This window comes from Flavobacterium sp. (assembly GCF_025352425.1).
Classification (GTDB): domain Bacteria; phylum Bacteroidota; class Bacteroidia; order Flavobacteriales; family Flavobacteriaceae; genus Flavobacterium.
Window position 1 is genome coordinate 1 of record NZ_JANXTI010000026.1, and the last position, 21,003, is coordinate 21,003.

General features: G+C 37.1%; 25 protein-coding genes and 1 riboswitch. Of the genes, 11 read left to right on the top strand and 14 right to left on the bottom strand.

Translation table 11 applies throughout. From position 1 onward, the window contains the following. On the bottom strand, positions 1 to 194 hold a 194-nt coding region (locus Q0Q99_RS02855; protein ID WP_367174966.1), incomplete at its 3' end, for an aconitase family protein. A gap of 80 nt (positions 195 to 274) precedes the next feature. Here Q0Q99_RS02855 and Q0Q99_RS02860 point away from each other — a divergent pair. The 7 genes from Q0Q99_RS02860 to tsf all read left to right on the top strand — a co-directional run bounded on the left by Q0Q99_RS02860 (position 275) and on the right by tsf (position 5,953). Next, positions 275 to 1,084: a ferritin-like domain-containing protein gene (locus Q0Q99_RS02860; protein WP_293891147.1), complete on the top strand. Its 810-nt coding sequence runs from the start codon at positions 275 to 277 to the stop codon at positions 1,082 to 1,084. Positions 1,085 to 1,319: 235 nt separating this feature from the next. Beyond that, complete coding sequence (locus Q0Q99_RS02865; RefSeq protein WP_293891150.1) at positions 1,320 to 2,060, top strand: ferritin-like domain-containing protein; 741 nt, start codon at positions 1,320 to 1,322, stop codon at positions 2,058 to 2,060. A 25-nt stretch (positions 2,061 to 2,085) separates the two neighbouring features. Beyond that, positions 2,086 to 2,895, top strand: a complete 810-nt coding sequence (locus tag Q0Q99_RS02870) for a ferritin-like domain-containing protein (protein ID WP_293891152.1) — start codon at positions 2,086 to 2,088, stop codon at positions 2,893 to 2,895. Positions 2,896 to 3,069: 174 nt separating this feature from the next. Then, complete coding sequence (gene rplM, locus Q0Q99_RS02875; protein ID WP_293891155.1) at positions 3,070 to 3,525, top strand: 50S ribosomal protein L13; 456 nt, start codon at positions 3,070 to 3,072, stop codon at positions 3,523 to 3,525. Continuing rightward, positions 3,525 to 3,911, top strand: coding sequence for a 30S ribosomal protein S9 (rpsI, locus tag Q0Q99_RS02880; protein WP_293891158.1), 387 nt, complete (start codon positions 3,525 to 3,527; stop codon positions 3,909 to 3,911). The genes rplM and rpsI overlap by 1 nt, the downstream gene beginning before the upstream one ends. Positions 3,912 to 4,075: 164 nt before the next feature. Next, positions 4,076 to 5,005 carry a 30S ribosomal protein S2 gene (rpsB, locus tag Q0Q99_RS02885; RefSeq protein WP_293891161.1) on the top strand — a complete coding sequence of 310 codons (930 nt, stop codon included), beginning with the start codon at positions 4,076 to 4,078 and terminating at the stop codon, positions 5,003 to 5,005. A gap of 117 nt (positions 5,006 to 5,122) precedes the next feature. Further along, positions 5,123 to 5,953 carry a translation elongation factor Ts gene (tsf, locus tag Q0Q99_RS02890; RefSeq protein WP_293891164.1) on the top strand — a complete coding sequence of 277 codons (831 nt, stop codon included), beginning with the start codon at positions 5,123 to 5,125 and terminating at the stop codon, positions 5,951 to 5,953. Positions 5,954 to 6,235: 282 nt separating this feature from the next. Here the strand turns inward: tsf and Q0Q99_RS02895 are convergent, their stop codons facing one another. Continuing rightward, positions 6,236 to 8,353 carry a M3 family metallopeptidase gene (locus Q0Q99_RS02895; protein ID WP_293891167.1) on the bottom strand — a complete coding sequence of 706 codons (2,118 nt, stop codon included), beginning with the start codon at positions 8,351 to 8,353 and terminating at the stop codon, positions 6,236 to 6,238. Between the two features lie 99 nt (positions 8,354 to 8,452). Between Q0Q99_RS02895 and Q0Q99_RS02900 the strand changes: the two genes are divergently transcribed. Together Q0Q99_RS02900 and Q0Q99_RS02905 are read left to right on the top strand one after the other, a co-directional pair. Then, positions 8,453 to 9,103 (top strand): queuosine precursor transporter, encoded by a 651-nt coding sequence (locus Q0Q99_RS02900; protein WP_293891170.1) that lies wholly within the window; start codon positions 8,453 to 8,455, stop codon positions 9,101 to 9,103. Further along, a complete protein-coding gene (locus Q0Q99_RS02905; RefSeq protein ID WP_293891173.1) occupies positions 9,093 to 9,653 on the top strand; it encodes a DNA-3-methyladenine glycosylase I in 561 nt (186 codons plus the stop codon). Before Q0Q99_RS02900 ends, Q0Q99_RS02905 begins: the two co-directional genes overlap by 11 nt. On the opposite strand, the gene aat is transcribed toward Q0Q99_RS02905, so the two are convergent. The 3 genes from aat to Q0Q99_RS02920 form a co-directional block, all read right to left on the bottom strand. Beyond that, entirely contained in the window at positions 9,616 to 10,293 is a 678-nt protein-coding gene (gene aat, locus Q0Q99_RS02910; protein ID WP_293891176.1) for a leucyl/phenylalanyl-tRNA--protein transferase, read from the bottom strand. The two genes, Q0Q99_RS02905 and aat, sit on opposite strands and share 38 nt — an antisense overlap. A 113-nt stretch (positions 10,294 to 10,406) precedes the next feature. Next, positions 10,407 to 10,784, bottom strand: a complete 378-nt coding sequence (locus tag Q0Q99_RS02915; protein ID WP_293891179.1) for a DUF3127 domain-containing protein — start codon at positions 10,782 to 10,784, stop codon at positions 10,407 to 10,409. Between the two features lie 2 nt (positions 10,785 to 10,786). Next, positions 10,787 to 11,662, bottom strand: coding sequence for a flavin reductase family protein (locus Q0Q99_RS02920; protein WP_293891182.1), 876 nt, complete (start codon positions 11,660 to 11,662; stop codon positions 10,787 to 10,789). A gap of 76 nt (positions 11,663 to 11,738) precedes the next feature. Between Q0Q99_RS02920 and Q0Q99_RS02925 the strand changes: the two genes are divergently transcribed. Beyond that, the gene (locus tag Q0Q99_RS02925; RefSeq protein ID WP_293891185.1) at positions 11,739 to 12,884 is read left to right on the top strand and encodes a HAMP domain-containing sensor histidine kinase; all 1,146 of its coding nucleotides are present in this window, start codon (positions 11,739 to 11,741) and stop codon (positions 12,882 to 12,884) included. A gap of 63 nt (positions 12,885 to 12,947) precedes the next feature. Here the strand turns inward: Q0Q99_RS02925 and Q0Q99_RS02930 are convergent, their stop codons facing one another. Next, entirely contained in the window at positions 12,948 to 13,337 is a 390-nt protein-coding gene (locus tag Q0Q99_RS02930) for an HIT family protein (protein WP_293891188.1), read from the bottom strand. A gap of 9 nt (positions 13,338 to 13,346) precedes the next feature. After that, positions 13,347 to 13,823, bottom strand: a complete 477-nt coding sequence (greA, locus tag Q0Q99_RS02935) for a transcription elongation factor GreA (protein WP_293891191.1) — start codon at positions 13,821 to 13,823, stop codon at positions 13,347 to 13,349. A gap of 162 nt (positions 13,824 to 13,985) precedes the next feature. Between greA and Q0Q99_RS02940 the strand changes: the two genes are divergently transcribed. Further along, the gene (locus tag Q0Q99_RS02940; RefSeq protein ID WP_293891194.1) at positions 13,986 to 14,411 is read left to right on the top strand and encodes a hypothetical protein; all 426 of its coding nucleotides are present in this window, start codon (positions 13,986 to 13,988) and stop codon (positions 14,409 to 14,411) included. Here the strand turns inward: Q0Q99_RS02940 and Q0Q99_RS02945 are convergent. From Q0Q99_RS02945 to Q0Q99_RS02975, 7 genes are all read right to left on the bottom strand, one after another. Continuing rightward, positions 14,408 to 16,588, bottom strand: a complete 2,181-nt coding sequence (locus tag Q0Q99_RS02945; RefSeq protein ID WP_293891197.1) for a TonB-dependent receptor — start codon at positions 16,586 to 16,588, stop codon at positions 14,408 to 14,410. The two genes, Q0Q99_RS02940 and Q0Q99_RS02945, sit on opposite strands and share 4 nt — an antisense overlap. A gap of 82 nt (positions 16,589 to 16,670) precedes the next feature. Further along, a riboswitch (TPP riboswitch) is annotated at positions 16,671 to 16,765 on the bottom strand. A 99-nt stretch (positions 16,766 to 16,864) separates the two neighbouring features. Continuing rightward, positions 16,865 to 17,266 carry an alternative ribosome rescue aminoacyl-tRNA hydrolase ArfB gene (gene arfB, locus Q0Q99_RS02950; protein WP_293891200.1) on the bottom strand — a complete coding sequence of 134 codons (402 nt, stop codon included), beginning with the start codon at positions 17,264 to 17,266 and terminating at the stop codon, positions 16,865 to 16,867. Beyond that, positions 17,256 to 18,857, bottom strand: coding sequence for a DUF4301 family protein (locus tag Q0Q99_RS02955; protein WP_293891203.1), 1,602 nt, complete (start codon positions 18,855 to 18,857; stop codon positions 17,256 to 17,258). The genes arfB and Q0Q99_RS02955 overlap by 11 nt, the downstream gene beginning before the upstream one ends. After that, entirely contained in the window at positions 18,824 to 19,441 is a 618-nt protein-coding gene (pnuC, locus tag Q0Q99_RS02960; protein ID WP_293891206.1) for a nicotinamide riboside transporter PnuC, read from the bottom strand. Before pnuC ends, Q0Q99_RS02955 begins: the two co-directional genes overlap by 34 nt. Beyond that, a complete protein-coding gene (locus Q0Q99_RS02965; RefSeq protein ID WP_293891209.1) occupies positions 19,441 to 20,151 on the bottom strand; it encodes a geranylgeranylglyceryl/heptaprenylglyceryl phosphate synthase in 711 nt (236 codons plus the stop codon). Before Q0Q99_RS02965 ends, pnuC begins: the two co-directional genes overlap by 1 nt. Positions 20,152 to 20,197: 46 nt before the next feature. Continuing rightward, positions 20,198 to 20,542 (bottom strand): hypothetical protein, encoded by a 345-nt coding sequence (locus Q0Q99_RS02970; RefSeq protein ID WP_293891212.1) that lies wholly within the window; start codon positions 20,540 to 20,542, stop codon positions 20,198 to 20,200. Positions 20,543 to 20,585: 43 nt separating this feature from the next. Then, on the bottom strand, positions 20,586 to 20,900 hold the full coding sequence (locus tag Q0Q99_RS02975) for a hypothetical protein (RefSeq protein WP_293891215.1): 315 nt from the start codon (positions 20,898 to 20,900) through the stop codon (positions 20,586 to 20,588). Between the last annotated feature and the right edge of the window lie 103 nt (positions 20,901 to 21,003).

Consider the following 21,003-nt stretch of genomic DNA (forward strand, 5'->3'; position numbering starts at 1 on the left):
GGCACAATCCAGACTTCTACATCTGAGGCTTTTTGTTTGCCTTTAACAAACTCAGCTACCATGCGTAAATCTTCAATTCGGCTGTTGGTGCAACTGCCTATAAATACATAATCAACTTTATGACCTTTCATATTGCTGCCATCCTGCAAACCCATGTACTGTAAGGCTTTCAGGTAAGATAACTTTGGTTCAATATATCAATAAATTCATATTTGATAGACCAATAAACAATATTAAAAATCAAATTATTTAATTACACCCAACGGGTTATATCATGAATATTTCAAAAATATTAGAATGCTTTAGTGACGATAAACTAATGAAATCACCAAGCAACAGAAGAGAAAGTTTTAGCAATTTTGGACAAATTGGAAAAACAGTAGCTTTAGCATCAATTCCGTTTGGGCTTTCTGCTTTTTCAAATAAAGCATTTGCTGCAGACATTACTCCAACTCCAAGTACCCCAATAGGTGCACTGCAATTAGCATTGACGTTAGAATATCTTGAAAATGAATTCTATCAAATGGGATTAGCTTCCAATGTTATTCCACCCGGAGAAAACGGAGGAAGAGACTTAAAAGTTTTTCAGCAAATTGCCGACCATGAGGCAGATCACGTTGCTTTTCTGATTGCAGGATTAGGAGGAACAGCAAGCGCAAACTTTGTGGCAAAACCTACTTTTGATTTTACAGTTGGAGGATTGTTTGACCCATTTAATGATTATCCAACATTCCTGGCATTAGCACAGGCATTTGAAGATACCGGAGTAAGAGCTTACAAAGGACAGGCAGCCAATTTAATATCGACACCCGATTTACTTACCGCAGCATTGCGAATTCACTCTGTTGAAGCACGACATGCATCAGAAGTTCGAAGATTAAGAGGACAAAAAGGCTGGATTGTACGTAATGACAGAGGAGGGCTTCCCGCTCAAGCACAAGGATCTTATAATGGAGAAGAGAATGTGATACAAGCTGGTTACAACACTGCCGCTCTTTTTGGCGTAGATGCCGGAACCGAATCGTTTGATGAGCCATTAACTACACAAGAAACGGTTAACATAGCTAATTTATTTATTGTATAATTTATATTTAAGCTTAATCAAAGCCAACTTGCTCTTAAGCAAGTTGGCTTTTTTTGTTATCAAAGATTTCATTTTCGAAGCTAAAATTTCAATAGATACGCTACCATAGTCTTGCGTGGTAATTATACAAAAATACTAAATAGTTGTGTAAGCAAAGCATTTCGTTTAATCAGAACTTTACAAACATTCCTCAAAAATTAAAACTTAATATTATTTACAATCAAAAATTTAAATTATGGAAAACAAAGTAAAAATTTGCAAAGTGAGACCTTCTTTTACCAGTAGAAGAAGTTTTCTAAAACTCAGTGGACTCACAGTAGTTGGCGCAGGTGTATTAATGGCAACCGGATGCAGTAGTAATAGTGATGACAATAACCCGCATTATCCGGGACTCAGAAATGGGGTTTTTGATTTAGGAGAGGGCGATTTCGGGGTTTTGACCTATGCATATGCATTGGAACAATTGGAGGCAGATTTTTACACTAAAGTCGTAAATGCAACGGGATTCAATTCAAACTTTTCGCTTGAAGAAAGGACTGTCCTAACAGACTTGTATAATCATGAAGTGATTCACAGAGAATTTTTTAAAGCAGCTTTGACTGGTGCTTTACCAAATCCAACAAGCCAATTATTACCAACACTTGCATTTGATTATGGAACTTTAAACTTCAGCAATCGTACTCAGGTACTTGCCACCGCAAAAGCATTGGAAGACACAGGAGTTGCAGCATATAATGGTGCTGGAAAACTTCTTACTAATCCAGATTATTTATTATTAGCAGGGAAAATTGTTTCTGTTGAAGCCAGACATGCCTCTGCTATCAGAAGTTTGATTAATCCAAATTCAAAAGATTTTGCAGGAGATGATATTGTGAATACTGATACCGGATTGGATACTGTAAAAGATCCTTCGCAGGTTTTAGCTATTGCCGATGGATTTATCACCACTAATTTTACTGCTTTGTATTTACCTTAATTATTAAAAACTAAAAATATATATTATGAATATTTCAAAAATACTAGAATGCTTTAGTGACGATAAATTAATGAAGTCACCGAGCAACAGAAGAGAAAGTTTTAACAGTTTCGGACAGATTGGAAAAACGGTTGCTTTGGCCTCAATTCCATTCGGACTTTCTGCATTTTCAAATAAAGCATTTGCTTCAGATATTACTCCAACTCCAAATACGCCAATAGGTGCACTGCAATTAGCATTGACGTTAGAATATCTTGAAAACGAATTCTATCAAATGGGATTAGCTTCAAATGTTATTCCACCCGGAGAAAACGGAGGAAGAGACTTAAAAGTTTTTCAGCAAATTGCCGACCATGAGGCAGATCATGTTGCTTTTCTGATTGCAGGGTTAGGCGGAACCGCTAGCGCTAACTTTGTGGCAAAACCTACTTTTGATTTTACTGTCGGAGGATTATTCGATCCATTTAATGATTATCCAACATTCCTGGCATTAGCACAGGCCTTTGAAGATACCGGAGTGAGAGCTTACAAAGGGCAGGCGGGCAATTTAATATCCACGCCTGATTTATTAACAGCTGCTTTACGAATTCATTCTGTTGAAGCACGACATGCGTCGGAGGTTCGAAGATTAAGAGGTCAAAAAGGCTGGATTGTTGGAAATGACCGTGGAGGACTACCTGCTCAGGCACAGCCAGTTTATAACGGAGAAGAAAATGTCCTACAAGCTGGTTATAACACCTCCGCTCTTTTTGGTGTAAATGCCGGAACCGAATCGTTTGATGAACCATTAACTACACAAGAAACAGTTAACATCGCAAACTTGTTTATAGTATAAAACTATCATCTTCAAAAAGCCAACTTAGTTCCTTATTAAGTTGGCTTTTTTTGTTTTATATGGCATTGATTTTCAATTAGAAATAAAAATTAAAATCAAGTTTGCATATATGATAAATAATTGTACTTTTGCACTCCCTTTATTGGGAATGGAATGTTTAATTAAAAAAATATTATGGACGCATTAAGCTACAAGACACAATCTGCAAGCAAGGCCACTGTTACAAAAGAGTGGATCATTGTAGATGCTGATGGTCATAACTTAGGTCGTTTTGCTTCAAAGGTCGCTATGATTCTTAGAGGTAAATACAAGCCAAGTTATACACCTCACGTCGACTGTGGAGATAACGTAATTGTTATCAACGCAGAGAAAATCAACCTTACAGGTAACAAGTTGGATGACAAAACGTACATCAGACACACAGGTTATCCGGGAGGACAAAGAACTTTGACTGCAAAGGTTTTGCAATCAAAAAACCCTGCTTTGCTAATTGAAAAAGCAGTGAAAGGGATGTTGCCAAAAAATAAATTGGGAGCCGAGCTTTTCAGAAATTTAAATGTTGTTGTAGGAACTGAGCACAAACAAGGTGCGCAAAAACCTAAAACAGTTAACCTAAACGATCTTAAGTAATGGGAGTTATTCACAAAATCGGTAGAAGAAAATGTGCTGTGGCACGTGTTTACGTTTCAGAAGGAACTGGAAAGATTACTGTAAACAAAAGAGAATTTGAAAACTATTTCCCAACAGCTACTTTACAGTACAAAGTGATGCAGCCAATGTCTATGACAGAAAACGCAACTAACTTTGACGTAAAAGTAAATGTATTTGGTGGTGGGTCAACAGGGCAAGCAGAAGCTGTGAGAATGGCAATTGCAAGAGCAATGTGTGAAGTGGAAGCTGATAACAGAGCTATCCTAAAACCAGAAGGATTACTAACAAGAGATCCAAGAATGGTAGAACGTAAAAAATTCGGTCAGAAAAAAGCACGTAAGAGATTCCAATTCTCTAAACGTTAATATTTTCAGATTATTATTTTACAAATTAAAATTGAATTTAAACAAAGTTGTCGATATTCCTTAAGGGGAATTAGTTTAGCATCGAAATGCAGTCCAAAGTCTTAATATAATTAAGCGAAAAAGGTGACGCATTGCTAATCAAACGGAACGTAAACTATTACACAATGGCAAACAAAATTGAAGTTAAAGATTTATTAGAAGCAGGTGTTCATTTTGGACACATGACTCGTAAGTGGGATCCAAACATGGCCCCTTACATCTATATGGAACGTAATGGAATTCACATTATCAACCTATACAAAACAGCAGCAAAAATTGAAGAGGCTAATGAAGCCATGAAAAAAATTGCCGCATCAGGTAGAAAAATACTTTTCGTAGCTACCAAAAAACAAGCAAAAGACATCGTTGCTGAAAAAGCACTAGCCTGTAACATGCCATACATCACTGAAAGATGGCCAGGTGGTATGTTGACAAACTTCGTTACTATCCGTAAAGCCGTTAAAAAAATGGCTACTATTGATAAAATGAAGAAAGACGGAACCTTTATGACATTGTCTAAAAAAGAACGCCTTCAGGTTGATCGTCTTCGTGCAAAATTAGAGAAGAACTTAGGTTCTATCGCTGACATGTCAAGACTTCCTGCTGCATTATTTGTAGTGGATATCAAAGCTGAACACATCGCCATAAAAGAAGCACAAAAATTAAACATTCCAGTTTTTGCAATGGTTGATACTAACTCTGATCCACGTGAAGTAGATTACGTTATTCCATCCAATGATGATGCTTCAAAATCAATTGATAAAATTTTATCTCTAGTAACTGCTGCAGTTATTGACGGATTGGCTAACAAAACTTCTGATAAAGAAGGTGATGAGGCACAGGAAGTTGACGCAGTGGCTGAAGTTACTACACAGGAAGTTGTAGCGGAAGCTGCGGCTCCAGTTGTCGAAGAAGCGGCTCCGGTTGCTGAAGAGACCGCTGCTCCTGAAGTAGAATCTGTTGTAGAAGAAACTCCAGAAGTGGAAACAGTTGTAGAAATGGAAGCTGCTCCGGAAGTAGAAGCAGAAGCTACTGAACCTAAAACTGAAGAATAAAATAAAATAATTACGAATTATGAATTACGGATTACGAATTATTTCACTCGTAATTGACAATTTGTAATTCGTAATTTCATTTTAAAAGAATTTTAAAAACTTAAAATAAAAAATATTATGTCAACAATCACAATTACTGCTGCAGACGTAAATAAATTAAGAACAATTACCGGTGCAGGAATGATGGACTGTAAAAAAGCTTTGGTAGAAGCTGAAGGAGATTTTGATTTAGCAATTGAAAACCTTAGAAAAAAAGGTCAAAAAGTTGCTGCAAACCGTTCAGACAGAGAATCTACAGAAGGTGCAGCTATTGCAGTTGTTAATGCAGATAAAACTTCTGGTGTTGTTATCACATTAAACTGTGAAACTGACTTCGTTGGAAAAAATGAAGGTTTTGTAAAATTGGCTACTGATTTAGCTAATTTGGCTATTAACTTCGATACAAAAGAAGCTTTCTTAGCTGCAGATTACAACGGACTTACTGTTGCTGAAAAATTAATCGAGCAAACTGGTGTTATTGGAGAAAAAATTGAAATCGCCTCTTTCGAAAGATTGTCTGGTGCTTTTGTTGGTTCTTACATCCACGCCGGAAATAAGATTGCTACCTTAGTTTCATTGTCTACAAACGTTGCCGGTGCAGAAGAAGCTTCAAGAAACGTTGCGATGCAGGCTGCTGCTATGTCGCCAATCGCTTTAAATGAAGCTGGAGTTGATGCAGATATCATCGCTAAAGAAATTGAAATCGCTAAAGATTTACTTCGCCAAGAAGGAAAACCGGAAGCAATGATTGAAAATATCGCTAAAGGTAAATTAGGTCGTTTCTTTAAAGATAATACTTTGGTAAACCAAGACTATATTAAAGATAGCTCAATGAGCGTTGCCAACTATATTAAATCTGTTGATGCAGGTTTGACTGTAACTGGTTTCAAAAGAGTTGCTTTAGGATAATCATTATTTAATAAGGTCACAAGGAAACCCGAGCCATTTGGTTCGGGTTTTTTATTTTTTAGCAGCACACGTTTAGCCTTCTTTTCACTTCTGTTCCCGCTGTCCGCGCTACACGGTAGCTTGCTCCCATCGGGGCTAAAGACACGCAAGGTTTTCACAAGAAAACATCCCATTTCTAAATCCTCAAACATTAAAAAATCCCGTCAGTTATTTGACAAGTTATTTTGTACGAAGTTGAAATAAAAAAACCCGATTCAAACGAATCGGGTTTTTTATTTACTATTATTTCTTAACCACCGGAAAACCTCTCGCTCGCATCAATGCGTCCGTTGTAACATTTCTGCCACGGAATTTTCTATAAGCAATTTCAGGGTCAATTGTATTTCCAATACTGAAAACATAATCATGTAATCGTTTAGCAACTGCTTTATCATACAAACCATCTTTGGTTTCGGTAAAAGCTTCTGTAGCATCTGCACTGATTGCATCTGCCCACAAATAACCATAATAACCCGCAGCATAAGCATCGTCTGAAAAGATGTGTCCAAACTGTGGAATACGATGACGCATCACGATTTCTTTTGGCATTTTTAAGGCATCTAAAGTTTCTTTTTCGAATTGTTTTGGATTAATATTCGGGTTTTCCAACAAGTGTAATTTCATATCTACCAAAGCACTCGCAATCGTTTCTACAGTGGAAAACGCTTCGTTAAAGGTTGCTGCTCTGTTATTTCTTTCTACCAAAGCCATCGGCATTGGCTCACCTGTTTTATAATGCAACGCAAACTGATTCAACACCTGTGGCGTGGCTAACCAACGTTCCATGACCTGTGAAGGAAATTCTACATAATCTCTTGGGACATTGGTTCCTGATAAACTTGGATAAGTCACATCCGAATTCAAACCGTGTAAGGCATGTCCGAATTCATGGAATAACGTACTTGCATCTTCCCATGAAATCAATATTGGTTCTCCAGCTTTTCCTTTAATGAAATTGCAGTTGTTAGAAACAATGGTAATCACATCACCATTCACCCTACTTTGTTCTCTGGTAGCATTCATCCATGCACCCGATCGTTTTCCTTTGCGCGCATACGGATCAAAATACCAAAGACCAACAATTTTTTTCGTGTCTTTATTGTAAACTTCCCAAACTCTCACATCGGGATGAAAAACCGGAACATTGCTAACTTGTTTAAACCCTAAATGAAAAATTTCTCCCGCAACCCAAAATACTCCTTCACGCAATTTTTCCAATTGTAAATACGGCTTCAAATCATTTTGATCCAAATCATATTTTGCTTTTCTAACTTTTTCAGAATAATAGCGGTAATCCCAAGGTTCTATTTGAAATTTTCCGCCGTCGGCGTCCACCATCTTTTGCATGTCAGCAACATCCTGATGCACTTTTTCTACTGCCGGCGTCCAAACCGACATCATTAAATCTAAAGTTTTTTGTGGATTCTGCGCCATTGTATTTGACAAACTCCAATCAGCAAAAGTTTTAAAGCCCAATAGTTTAGCTTTCTCTGCACGCAATTTTAAAATTTGCACTAACGTAGTGTTATTATTATTGGCGTTGTCATTATCGCCTCGACTGGTAAAAATCTGAAACGCTTTTTCCCTTAAATCCCTGCGGTTCGAAAAGGTTAAAAATGGTTCGATAGAAGAACGCGTATTGGCAATGCAACCGATTACGCTAAGTTTTCTTTCTTTGGCATCAGATATCGCGGCATTTTTTAATTCATCCGGTAAACCGTCAAAATCGGCTTCGGTTTTTAATTCCAGATAATAATTGCTTTCGTCTGCCAATTGATTTTGGCTAAATTTGGTAAATAAACCAGCCAATTCCTGATTGATTGCGGCAATTCGTGTTTTGCTTTTCGCAGTCGCTTTGGCACCTTCACGAACAAAGTTGGAATAATACAACCAAACTAATCGTTGTTGTTCTTTGGTTAATTTTTTCTTATCCTGAGAATTGTAAACTTTTGAAATTCTGGCAAACAACTTCGAATTTTGATAAACTTTGTTCCCTAGATCATATATCTTAGGCGTCATTTCGGTTTCGATAGGCGCAAATTCCGGGCTGTTCATATTGGAACTGTAAATCCCAAAAACAGCATAAATTTGATTAAATTTCTTACCTGTTTTTTCCAACGCCACAATAGTGTTAGTAAAGGTTGCCGGTTTTGGATTATTAACGATTTTTTTGATTTCATTCAATTTCTCCTGCATGGCAAACTCCAGTGCAGGTTTCAAATCTTGCAGTTTGTAATCTGTAAATGCGGGAACGCCACCATAAGGTCCTGTCCAATCATTCAAGAAAGAATTTCGATTTGCTTGTGCATTTACTGTAATTATCGGGGCAATCATAATCAATGTTAAAATTATTTTTTTCATTATTTATTTGTTTTTATCAAAAGTATGAAAAATAAATTCATCTCACTCCTATCATAATCATAAACCAAAATTGTATAAATTTGAGAAAAATACAGCCCTATGTTTCAATCCAAGAAAGACACGGTTTATGTCGTACTTGCCGGAATATTTATAACGAATGCTGTTGTCGCGGAACTCATCGGCGGTAAGTTAATTGATGTCGGCCCGGCCGTAATGAGTATTGGCATACTGCCCTGGCCAATTGTTTTTGTCACTACAGACTTAATCAATGAATATTTCGGAGAAAGAGGCGTTCGCAAACTTACTATAATCACGGCTTGTTTGATTGCCTATACTTTTATCGTTTTGTTCTTTGCGATGAAAATTCCGTCTACCGGAATAAGTTCCGTTTCTGCCACGCAGTTTAATTCCGTTTTTGGTCAGAGCCAATTGATTATTGTTGGAAGCATTACCGCATTTCTAATTTCACAAATAATTGACGTCAGTATTTTTCATTTCTTCAAAAGGCTAACAGGCAACAAAATGATTTGGCTTCGAAGTACCGGCTCAACGGTTATTTCACAACTCTTTGATAGCTTTATCGTTTTGGGAATTGCGTTTTGGTTGCCTGGAATTATGGACACAAAAACATTCTTGCTATCTGCAATGACCGGCTACACGGTGAAACTTGTTATTGCGGTTTTAATGACTCCAATGATATACTTAGGCCATGGTTTAATTGAAAAATATATTGCTAAAGATGTCAACTAAAATACGATGCGCCTGGTGCGAAAAAGATGATTTGTATAGGGATTATCACGATAACGAATGGGGGAATCCGGTGTATGATGATGATAAACTTTTTGAGTTTTTGGTTTTGGAAACCTTTCAGGCTGGACTTAGTTGGTACACGATTTTGAAAAAACGTGATAATTTCCGCAAGGCGTTTGATCAATTTGATTACAGAAAAGTGGCCCAATATAAAGATAAAGAAATTGAAACCTTAATGCAGGATGCCGGCATTATCCGAAATGGTTTAAAAATAAAAGCGACGATTTCTAATGCTGTGGCTTTTGTAAAAGTTCAGGAAGAATTTGGAAGTTTCTCTAAATACATTTGGGAATTTACGGGCGGAAAACCTATCGAAAATAATATCAAAAAAATGAGTGATGTTCCCGCTACTACGCCACTTTCAGATGAAATAAGCAAAGACTTAAAAAAGCGCGGATTTAAATTTGTCGGTTCGACAGTAATCTATGCACATATGCAGGCCACGGGAATGGTTAATGACCATGTGGAAGATTGCTGGAAGCGAAATTAATTTCCACAGATTTCAATACCTTCATAAACGTTTCTCTCGAAACTTCAAAAGCGCCAAGTTTTTCTAAATGGTCATTGTGCACTTGGCAATCGAGCAGTTTATAATTGTTTTCTTTTAAATAATTGACCAAAGTCACAAATGCAACTTTACTCGCATTGGGCAATTTTGAAAACATACTTTCGCCACAGAAAATATGTCCCAAATCAACGCCATACAAACCGCCAACGATTTCATCATTCTGCCAAACCTCAACCGATTTTGCGATTCCCATTTCATGAAGTTTGGTGTATGATTCAATAATATCTTCGGTTATCCAGGTGCCATCTTGTTCTTTCCTCTCAACTTGTTGGCAATTGGTAATTACTTCCCTAAAGTTTTGATTAAATGTAATTTGAAATTTATTTTGGTTCAGCAAATTCCGAATACTTTTTGAAACTTTATAAATAGATGGAACAACTACCATCCTCTCTGACGGTGACCACCACAATATGGGTTCGTCTTCGTTAAACCAAGGAAAAATACCGCTACGATACGCTAAAAGCAATCGCTCGATAGACAAATCGCCACCAATGGCAAGAACGCCTTCTATGGAAGCTTCATCAACAGGTGGAAAATATAATTCTTTGGTTAGGAAATACATGTTTTAGAGAAAAGAGAAAAGAAACAAGAAGCAAGAGAAAAGATCAAATGAAAAAACCATTCATACAATTAAATGTTAGAATGGTCTTTCTTCTTTTTTCTTTCTACTTTTTTCTAGAAAGGTAAATCGTCGTGCTCTTCCTCATTGAAGTTGGTTGCCGGAGCAAATGCTTCTGCTGGTGGCATTGGAGCCATTCCTGCTGCTGACGGAGCTTCGGTTTGCAGTTTTTCAACTTTCCAGCCTTGAATATCATTAAAATATTTGGTTTCGCCTTGTGGGTTCACCCATTCTCTTCCTCTTAAATTGATTGACACTTTTACGGCATCACCAACATTGTGATTATTCAACAAATCACATTTGTCCTGCACAAAGTTGATGCTTATAAATTGTGGGTATTGCTCTTCTGTTGCCACAACCAATTCTCTTTTTTTAAAGCTGGCACTCACTTGTTGCTCAGCATTAATCACCTTAATTTTTCCGGTAACTTCCATAATTATTGTTTTGCTAAAAGCACTTTCCAAGCCGAAAGCGCGTCATTATTATTCAAATATTCTTTTGCCTTTTGGTGGATTTTCATTTCATCATCCGAACTCAAAACACCTTTAATTGCAAAATTTTGCTTTACAAATATAGTAATTTCTTCTTGTGTTGGCAATGCTTCTACATTACCTAATTTTCCTAAATCGTTCCCGTCAAAAATTATGCTTTTTTTGATGAAATCAGGAATTTCATCTACACCGATTCCCAGTGAGGTCAGTGGCTTTTCGACTTCAAACAGCCCTTGATTGGAACGCGAATACCAATTCCCGCCCAGACGGGATACCAAATCTATTTTGCTTTGGTCTATCATATTTTTGTCATCGAGTATGTTTTCGTGGATGTGGATTTTAACCACTTCACAAATAATTAAATTTCCCGCGCCACCTTGATTCCCTAAAGCAATAATTTCGTTGACTTTGCATTCGATCTGCACCGGACTTTCTGCTACACGATACGGTTTTACCATATCCGAAGGCAACATCGTTAAACCCGATTTCAGAAATTCGTTTACACCATCAGGATATTCCGTACTCGATAACGAGGCCTGTTGCACCATAGCATAATTCACAACATTGATGACTACTTGTTTCGTAGCCTGACAATTTTCGAGCGTGTGCTTCGTGGTATTATTTCTAACACGGCGTGCCGGTGAAAAAACCAAAATTGGCGGATTGGAACTAAACACATTGAAGAAGCTAAAAGGTGACAGATTCGGCTTACCATTCTTGTCCATAGTACTGGCAAAAGCGATTGGCCTTGGTGCTACAGCGCTTTGCAAATAGCCTTGTAGTTGCGCGGGCGAAAGTGTGTGTGGTTCAAAACTAAGCATCTTATTTTGATGTTTTTTACAAATGTAATAAGTTTAATCTCTAATACTTTTAATTATATTTATAAAAAATTTCTCCATGCAGTTTTCCGAAAAACCAAACCTTACACGCTGGATTATTATCATGGCTTCCTTTGTCATTGTGATTTTAATATTGTGGAATACCTATTCTTTTTTTCAGATTTTTAAAAACGATGAGCGCGTAAAAATGGAAGTCTGGGCGGAAAGTTTAAAAACCTTGCTCAATGCTCAACCGGAAGACGAAGTAGAGCTTCCGCGGCAGGTGATGAGTAATAACAAAACGATTCCAATCATTTTAACCGAAAACAATCTCATTATCAATACGGCAAATATTGACGACAACGTTGTAAAAAACAAAGCCAAACTGGGCGATTTTTGGGAGAAATTAAAAAAACAAAATGACCCAATTGTGATAAGAATCGGACCCGGACAAGTGCAGTATTTATACTATGGTAATTCTTCATTGCTCAACAAATTGAAATATTATCCGGTTGCTTTATTATCGATTATTTTTCTTTTTGGAGCTGTGGTATACAACTTTTACCGGAGTACCAAAATGGCAACCCAAAACAAACTTTGGGCCGGAATGGCAAAGGAAACGGCTCACCAAATAGGCACACCTTTATCCTCATTAATTGGTTGGCTTGAAATAATGAAGGCGGATAATGTAGATGAAACTACCGTTGCCGAAATTGAAAAAGACATCAATAGATTGCAGACCATCACGGATAGGTTTTCAAAAATTGGTTCTGAACCGGTTTTGAAACGCCTGAATATCATTGAAGAAACGGAACAGTCGTTTGATTATTTAAAATCGAGATTTTCAAAACAAGTGGAATTTTCCTTTGTAGCGCCTAATAAACCTATTATGGTTTCCCTAAACCCGGCACTACATAGTTGGACTGTCGAAAACTTAATCAAAAATGCTATCGATGCCATGAGAGGTAAGGGTAAAATATCAGTTGTGATTGAAAACGAAAATAATATGGTTAAAATTTTAGTTTCGGATACCGGAAAAGGAATTCCAAAAAATCAATTCCGACGGGTTTTTGAACCAGGATTTACTACAAAAAAGAGAGGTTGGGGATTAGGGCTTTCATTAACTAAACGTATCGTTGAAGAATACCACAAAGGGAAAATAAAAGTCCTGAATTCTGAAATTGGAAAAGGAACAACAATGCAGGTTTGTTATAAAAAAAGATAACGGTTTTTATTTAAAGTTAGTGAAGAAATCGATAGTTGATAAAATTTTTGAATTAAATCAGCATTACAAATTTGCACGAATGGCTGAAGCCAACTCCTCAAATTCTTCTTTCGTTAGTGACACTTTTCTCTGAAAACGCATATCATCCATATCGTGTAGAGGAATCAAATGTACATGCGTGTGCGGCACCTCAAGCCCAACGACAGCAACGCCAATTCGTTTGCATTCTATTGTTTTTTCTAGTGCTTTGGCTACTTTTCTGGAGAATTTCATTAAGCCCAAATACAAATCCTCATCCATATCAAAAATGGCATTGATTTCTTGTTTCGGAATACAAAGCGTGTGGCCTTTTGCATTTGGATTTACATCTAAAATGGCAATAAAATTTTCATCCTCGGCTACTTTGTAACCTGGGATTTCTCCATTAATTATTTTCGTAAAAATTGAACTCATTTTAACTGACTAGTCTCTCGAAATCTCTAAAACCTCGAAGTTTAATTTACCGTTTGGAACTGTAATTTCAGCAACCTGCCCAACCGATTTTCCTAATAATCCTTTACCAATTGGTGAAGTAACAGAAATTTTGCCTGTTTTTAAATCCGCTTCGCTTTCAGCAACCAGCGTATATTTCAACTCCATTCCGTTAGCCTGGTTTTTAATTTTCACATTGGATAAAACCAAAACTTTTGAAACATCAAGATGTGTTTCGTCTATTAGTCGGGCATTTGAATGCACTTCCTCAAGTTTGGCAATTCTCATTTCGAGCATTCCCTGTGCTTCTTTTGCTGCATCATATTCTGCATTTTCAGACAAGTCGCCTTTGTCTCTTGCTTCTGCAATAGCTTGTGAGGCTTTAGGTCTTTCGATGCTTTTTAATTGATCTAATTCTTCTCTCAACTTCTTTAATCCTTCTACTGTGTAATACGATACTGTACTCATGATTTCCTCCTTTATATAAATAGAAAAAATCCCATCGCAACGGGATTTCTTTTTTCAAAGATATTATTTTATTTTTATTTCGAAATTGTTGGCGTTTTATTAACGCTTGTCAAAGTTAATTAATTTAAATTTGTTTCGCTATAGTATTTTAATAAAATTAATATGAAAAAGATTTATATCATATTGCCGTTTCTGCCTTTTCTCTTCAGTTGTGATGGCGGAAGTCTTAATAACAGCAATCCTAATATTCCAAATTATCAGGTAAATCTGCAACTCAACCTGAGTTTGCCAGCTTACAGTAACCTGCAGTTCCCAAGCAATCATATCGTAGATTATTCTGCAACATCCGGCGCCAGAGGAATTGTTGTTTTTAATACCGGCAGTGGGTTTAATGCTTTTGATTTAGCTTGCCCAAATCAACCTTTCACTACCTGCACTTCACCAATGATTGTTACCGGTATTGAAGCAAAATGTTCCTGTGACAATACTACCTATAATTTATTTTCCGGTCAATCTCCCGGCCAACCTTATCCTATGAAGCAATACCGCACAGAAGTTAGCGGAGGTTATTTGTATGTTACCAATTAAAATTTAAGCGTTGCTCCGGCTAAAAAATTAATTCCGGCTTGTGGATAATATCCCACACCTTCAATAGTTGTTGTAACTCCCGGCGTAGAGAAATCATCATCATAAGTATAGAAATAGCCATTCGATTCATATCTGTAATCAAATATATTGTTTACTAATGCGGAAAAAAGAATGGATTTTATTCCTTTGTTGATATTCCATAAATAGGTTATGTTCAAATCGTGAACGTTATAGGCTTTCAAAACTGATTTTTGTGAATCTATGTTTCCCATGAATTGTTTTCCTACAAATTTATTCAAGATGCTAATATTTAGGTTTTTGATTGGCGAATAGGTTGTGGCATTTCCAAAAACAATTTCCGGAGAAAATGCAATGTTTGTATTTCCTAAATTCTCCAGTACGCCATTACGCTGAAAATAAAAATCCTTATTCTTATTCTGGCTTAAGGTAAGATTTGGTTGAAAGGTAAGCTTATTGATTACTTTGATTACCGATTCCAACTCAATTCCGTAGCGATAACTGTTTCCACTGTTCGTGAAAATTGGCGAGCCAACATCGTTTAAAGCGCCGGTTAAAACCAATTGATCTTTGTACTGCATATAAAAAACATTCGCATTTACAGTTGCCTTTTGGGCCTTGTATTTCCAACCCAATTCATAGTCAACTAATCGTTCGGGTTTTATGCTGCCGTTTTCGTAATCATCCCGTCTTGGTTCCTTATTGGCAACTCCGACATATACATAAAACGCATTCTTGGAATTTAATTGATAGGTCGCACCAATTTTCGGATTGAAAAATCGAAACGTATCATTGACTTCCCCAAAGACTTCACTAGTTGCTTTGTAAAAAACCATTCGGTATTGCAAATCGGCAAAGAAGTTTATTTTTCCGAATGCTTGTGATGCTTTAGCATAGAAATTCACATCGTCTTTATTTCCGTAATTGTCATAGTAATGGTTTTGTGTCGGAACATAAAACGCTGTCCGGATTACGGTTCCAAAATGCTTTCCTAAATACCTGTTAGCCGCACCGCCAAATAAAATATCCGTTTTTTTACTTTTATAATTTAATGAAAATGTTGATCCAAAAAAGTCATTATCCAACCATTTTTGTCTGACTAAATCAGCCGTTGAATTTCCTTGAAAATCCGGCAAATTATAATTGGCTAATGTTTCGTCTTCCCTATATTGTTCGTAATATCCTTTCCCTAACGTATAATGAAGCGCAACATTGGATGTCCATTTTTCCGACCATTTTTCCGACCAATGCAATTGAAAATGATGCTGCCAATAATTATCGGTTTCATTGTCATAGAATTTTGTATTCCCATTTTCATCAGTATACATTCCGACAGAATTGAACGTTCGGTCATGTTCTAAAAGATACGGATCTTCAAGTCCGTTCCAGGATTGATAGGTTTTTTCCTTTCCGCCAAAAGCAATGAATTTTAATGCTGTCGATTTCTTTATATAATTAACATTGAAAAAATAGCCAAACATCTTACTAAAAGCCCTGTCGATATAACCATCGGAAGCTATTTGTGAAATCCTGGCATTAAATTCCAGATTATCGTGCAAACCGGTTCCGAAAGCTAAAGTGTGTTTCCTTGTCCCGAAACTTCCACCGGAGTTCGCAATTTCTGCGTAAGCGTTTTGCTGAAATGATTTAGTCTGCATGTTTAGGCTTGCGCCAAAAGCACCCGCACCATTCGTTGAAGTTCCAACACCGCGCTGCAGCTGAATGCTTTCCAATGAGCTTGCGAAATCGGGCAAATCAACAAAATAAGTGCCTTGACTTTCGCTGTCATTAAACGGAACTCCGTTCAGCGTAACGTTAATTCTGGAACCATCAGTACCACGGACGCGCATATAGGTGTAACCAACGCCATTTCCCGCATCAGTAGTTGTAACAACCGAAGGTAAATAATTTAGTAAAATGGGGATGTCCTGCCCCAGATTTCGAGGAGCAATTTCTTCTTTGGTGACATTAGTAAAGGTAACAGGATTTTTTTTGTCGGCACGAACTCCGGAAACCAAAACGGCATCGAGTCGGTTGACTTTGGTGGTGTCTTGTACTTTTTCTTGCGAGAAAGAGAAGAAAGAAGAAAGAAGAAAGAGAAAAGAAAACAATGTCTTACTTCTTGCTTCCCTGCTTCTGATAATAAATAAATTTTCCATCCGTAAATTGTTTACGAATAAAAAGAGGTAATTATTCTTTGTTAAAAATTAAATGATACTCCTGACCTCAAACTAAAGTGCACTTAGTTTTTTGTCAAATCCTTAAACAGCATTACCTGTTCTAAGTTCATTGGGTATAATCTCAGCTCGTTATTTAGAGCACCCCTTTTGAGACAGGGCAAATATAAAGAAAGTATTAAGATTGGAGTATTAAGTATTAAGATTTTTACATGACTTAATAGTTAATACTTTGTACTTAATACTTTGTACTTAATACTACAACTTAGGCTTCTTTCGGTTTTCCTTAATTTCAGAAACCACAGATTTGTCTTTTAATCTTTTTTCGACTACCGATTTTGGGACTTTTGTCACCTTTCTTTTCTTGGGAACGATTAAGGATTTTTCTATTAATTCTACAAAACGTTTAGTGATGATTGCCTTGTTTTTAAGCTGGCTCCTGTCCTCGTCACAGTTTAAAATCAGCAAGTTTTCTATTGTTAATTTGCTCGCTAATTTGGTTTCGATTAATGCTTTTTCAACCTCATCCAATGCCTGAGAATTATTCAAATCAAAAGTCAATACTACTTTGGAAGAAACCTTGTTTACATTTTGTCCGCCGGGACCAGAGCTTCTGACAGCTTTAAAAGTTAGTTCAGCAATAATTCTTTCAGTTTCCATTTTGGGATTGATGTGCAGGTTTTAGCAAATCGTTGACTGTTTTCACGGGATTAAAAGTAAGCAATGGCACTTCAACAAAAACGGTAATCCATTTTGCCATTCCACCATTCCATAGCCCAGGCAGTTCATATCCTTTCAGTTCTTTGCCGTTTTTGTTTTTTGACACAATAAATCCGGTACTTTGATCTACATATTGCGTTAAATCAAACTTTTCGCCGAGATAATTCTTAGTACCACAAACCAAATCTACGGGATTAAAATGCGTGGCTTTCGCCAAAATTTGTGCCTGCTCTGTATTATGCGTATCTACCTGAGAGCTCTCTACAATTTGCAGCGAAACATTGCCTTTATAACTTTTTACCCAAAATGGGCCACCGCCGGGCTCGCCTTCATTTTTGACCATTCCGCAAACCCTGATCGGACGGTTTAATTTGTCTTTTATAAACTCTAATTTGTTCTTGATTGAATATTTGCAAAAATCTTCCAGGATATCAATGTTCAGTTTTTGTTCCATGAAATTCATGATTTCGGGAATGTTCTGTGCAGACACTTCATTATTATCTACCGCTTTCAGAATTTTAAAACCTTGTTGCTGCAAATCAATCAACACTCCCGCCAATGCCTTCTTATACAACGCAATTTCTTGAATATGATTCTGGATAACATTATCAATGTTTTTGATGAAAATTACATCGGCGTCAAGATTATTCAGGTTATTGATAAGCGCGCCATGACCGCCGGGACGAAAAACCAATTGCCCATTTTCATTGCGGAATGGCTCGTTATTAGAAGCAACCGCTATCGTATCTGTACTGCTGTCCTGATTGGAATAGCTAACGTGAACAGTGGTTTTAGATTTCTCTTCCACTTTGTGTTTTACCCGATCAATTATTGTCTGAAATAAATCTTCATCGTGATCCGAAACGGTAAAATGCAAATGCGAAACCGAATTCGAGCTCGCATAAAAAGCACATTCGTTCAGATGTTCTTCGGCCGGAGTTGCAATCTCTGTCCCGTATTTGTGGAAATCCAGTACCCCTTTTGGTTTATTGCAAAAATCAAAATGCTTCGGTGACAGCATCGCGTTAATAAACCGGTAGCTTTTCTCATGGCTTTCCAGGGAGTAATAATCTGAGTAAAGGGTTTTCAGGCTCGCCTTTATCTTGTCATAAAAAGGGAACTTTTCAATTCCGGCTAGGAAGATTGGCAGGTTTTTGTCCTTTTTCCTATTGATATAAGCATTTATGGTTTCGTTATCGTGGTCGAAGTCAATTAAGAATTCGCTTAAAAACTTAAACATTCTGCTCGCTGCACCCGATGCCGGAACAAATTTCTTGAGCTTCAGTCCGGGCTTTTGTGTGTCAAAAAATTGTGCGTGCTTTTGAAATTCATCATGTGACAATTTTCTAATACCGTCATCTATTTTAGCGGGTCTTTCGAGTGTAATCTTCGGAATCCCCATCTGAAACAACAAAAGTTCACCTTCGATTTTGTCCAGCGAAATACCCAAACCTTTGATTTGTTCAAAGTCTGCTGCTGTAAAACCGTGGTGTTTCGCTAAATTTTCTTTCGTTGTAACGTTTTCTTCCATTCAATATAACCAAATACGGCAATTATTGTAAAAATTAAATATTGGATGCTCGTAAACGAATATCCCTTGTAATAATACATCGGAATCGAAATAACATCACCAATAATCCATAAAATCCAGTTCTCGATTTTCCGCCGCGCCATTTGCCACATCGCCACAAAGAAAATTCCGGTGACTAATGTATCGACATACGATGTCCAGTGGGTAAATTTATCAAAAAATGTGTAAACAACTACCACAAAACCGATGGTTAACACAAAAATTAGCAAAGACCATTTCTTTTCTGACAAAGTCATTCGCGAAATCGGAAACTTAATTCCTTCTTCCTTCTTCCTCGTCCAGGTATACCAACCATAAATACTCATCACCACATAATAAAAATTAATCATCATGTCGCCAAGCAACGACCATTTCCATAGCAAATACACATAAATCGCGGTATTGATTATCCCTGTTGGAAAAACCCAAATATTATTATTCTTCGCATACCTAACGCTCAATAAACCAAACAGTATCGCGCTTACTTCAAGTACAATGTCATGCGGTGGATAGTCCTTATATTGGTCAAACAGGAAGTCGAACATCAGTCAAAAAAGTTTAAATCGTTTTCAAACGCCGTTCCAATCACAACCAAATCCGCACCTGCAGCATAAGCATCCTCAATCTGTTTCTTCGAACGAATTCCACCGCCAACAAGCAACGGTACCGAAATCCGTTCCGAAACGCTTTTTATGATTTTCAACGGTACCGCATTTTGAGCACCGCTACCCGCTTCGAGATAAATAAGTTTATTGCCAATGAATTCCCCTGCTTTAGCGGTTTGAGAAATGTATTCGATATTGGATATCGATAAAGGCTTCGTTTTGCTCACACGTTCTACCGCCGTTTCGCTTCCGCTTTCTATCAAAAGATAGCCTGTAGAAATTACTTCCAGATTGGTTTTTTCCAAAATCGGAACAGCGTCAATCTGATACTCCACCAGATAATCCGGATTCCTTCCCGAAAGCAGCATCAGGTATAAAATGCCATCCGCTTCCGCCGATATCTGCGATGGGTTTCCGGGAAAAAGCAATATAGGTAATGCTATCCTTTCCTTTAGTCCAACAATGATTTCATCAAGATGATGCCCATCAAACGAACTCCCACCAACAAAAATATGCGTTGCCGGCGACTGCTTTATTTTTTCTGCCAACACCGGAACAGCTTCCGTTGCTACTTTATCAGGATCGATTAAAATAGCAAGTAGCTTTTGGTTTTTCTGTTTGGAATTAAGTAATTCTTGGTATATCGTCATTTGATGTTTAACAGCGTCTTTTTCTTTCTTCTTTACTCTTTTATCTTTACTCTTCTTTCTTTTCACCCGAGGCGAAGCCGAACGGTACGGAGTAAAAAACACAGACAAACACATAGTTCTCAATCAAATCAAACACCGCCTCAAATCGTTCGGTTTTATCATTGAACTCCAACGAAACGCCACATTTCCTATCAACTAAATCAAAATCATCCTCAAAAATGTGGTCCTTAAAGCTAATTCCTATTTCATTCTTGATTTTAAAAACTGATTCCTTAATGCCCCAAACAACCGTAGCCTTTATCAGTTCGTCTTCTTTGTTTAGGTTTGCCAGATGCGAAACATCCATATAACGTGGCGCCAACTTAAGTGTTTTGTCCTTTAGGATTTCCATATCAAAGCCCACTTTTTGTTCACTAATTACCAATGCGGAAAAATCATGCGAATGCGAAATAGAGATATGAAGTTCTATGGAAGTTGGAAGGAGCTTCTTGCTTCTTGCTTCCTTCCTTCAAATGCGGCTTCCCAAACTCATCATAATACAAATCAAAATCGGTGTAGTCATTATGCTGAAGCAACATCCTTACCGCCAAAAATCCTTTCTTATGTTCTTCCGATTTCATTCCCTCAATGCGTTGCAGCGAGCTATCTTTTAACTTTACATTTTCCAAAAAAAAACCGATATCCTCGGTAATCTTCCAAAGATACAGTTTCGTGTTGGGTGACAACGATATGACTTTATGTAATGGCATTTAGTATTTTGCTGTTTTTCAAAAGATTAAAGGAGTAAGCATTTCATAATTTTGAAAATAAATTATTAAAATCAAAACCTATGTCGTAATTTTGCGCCAGAAT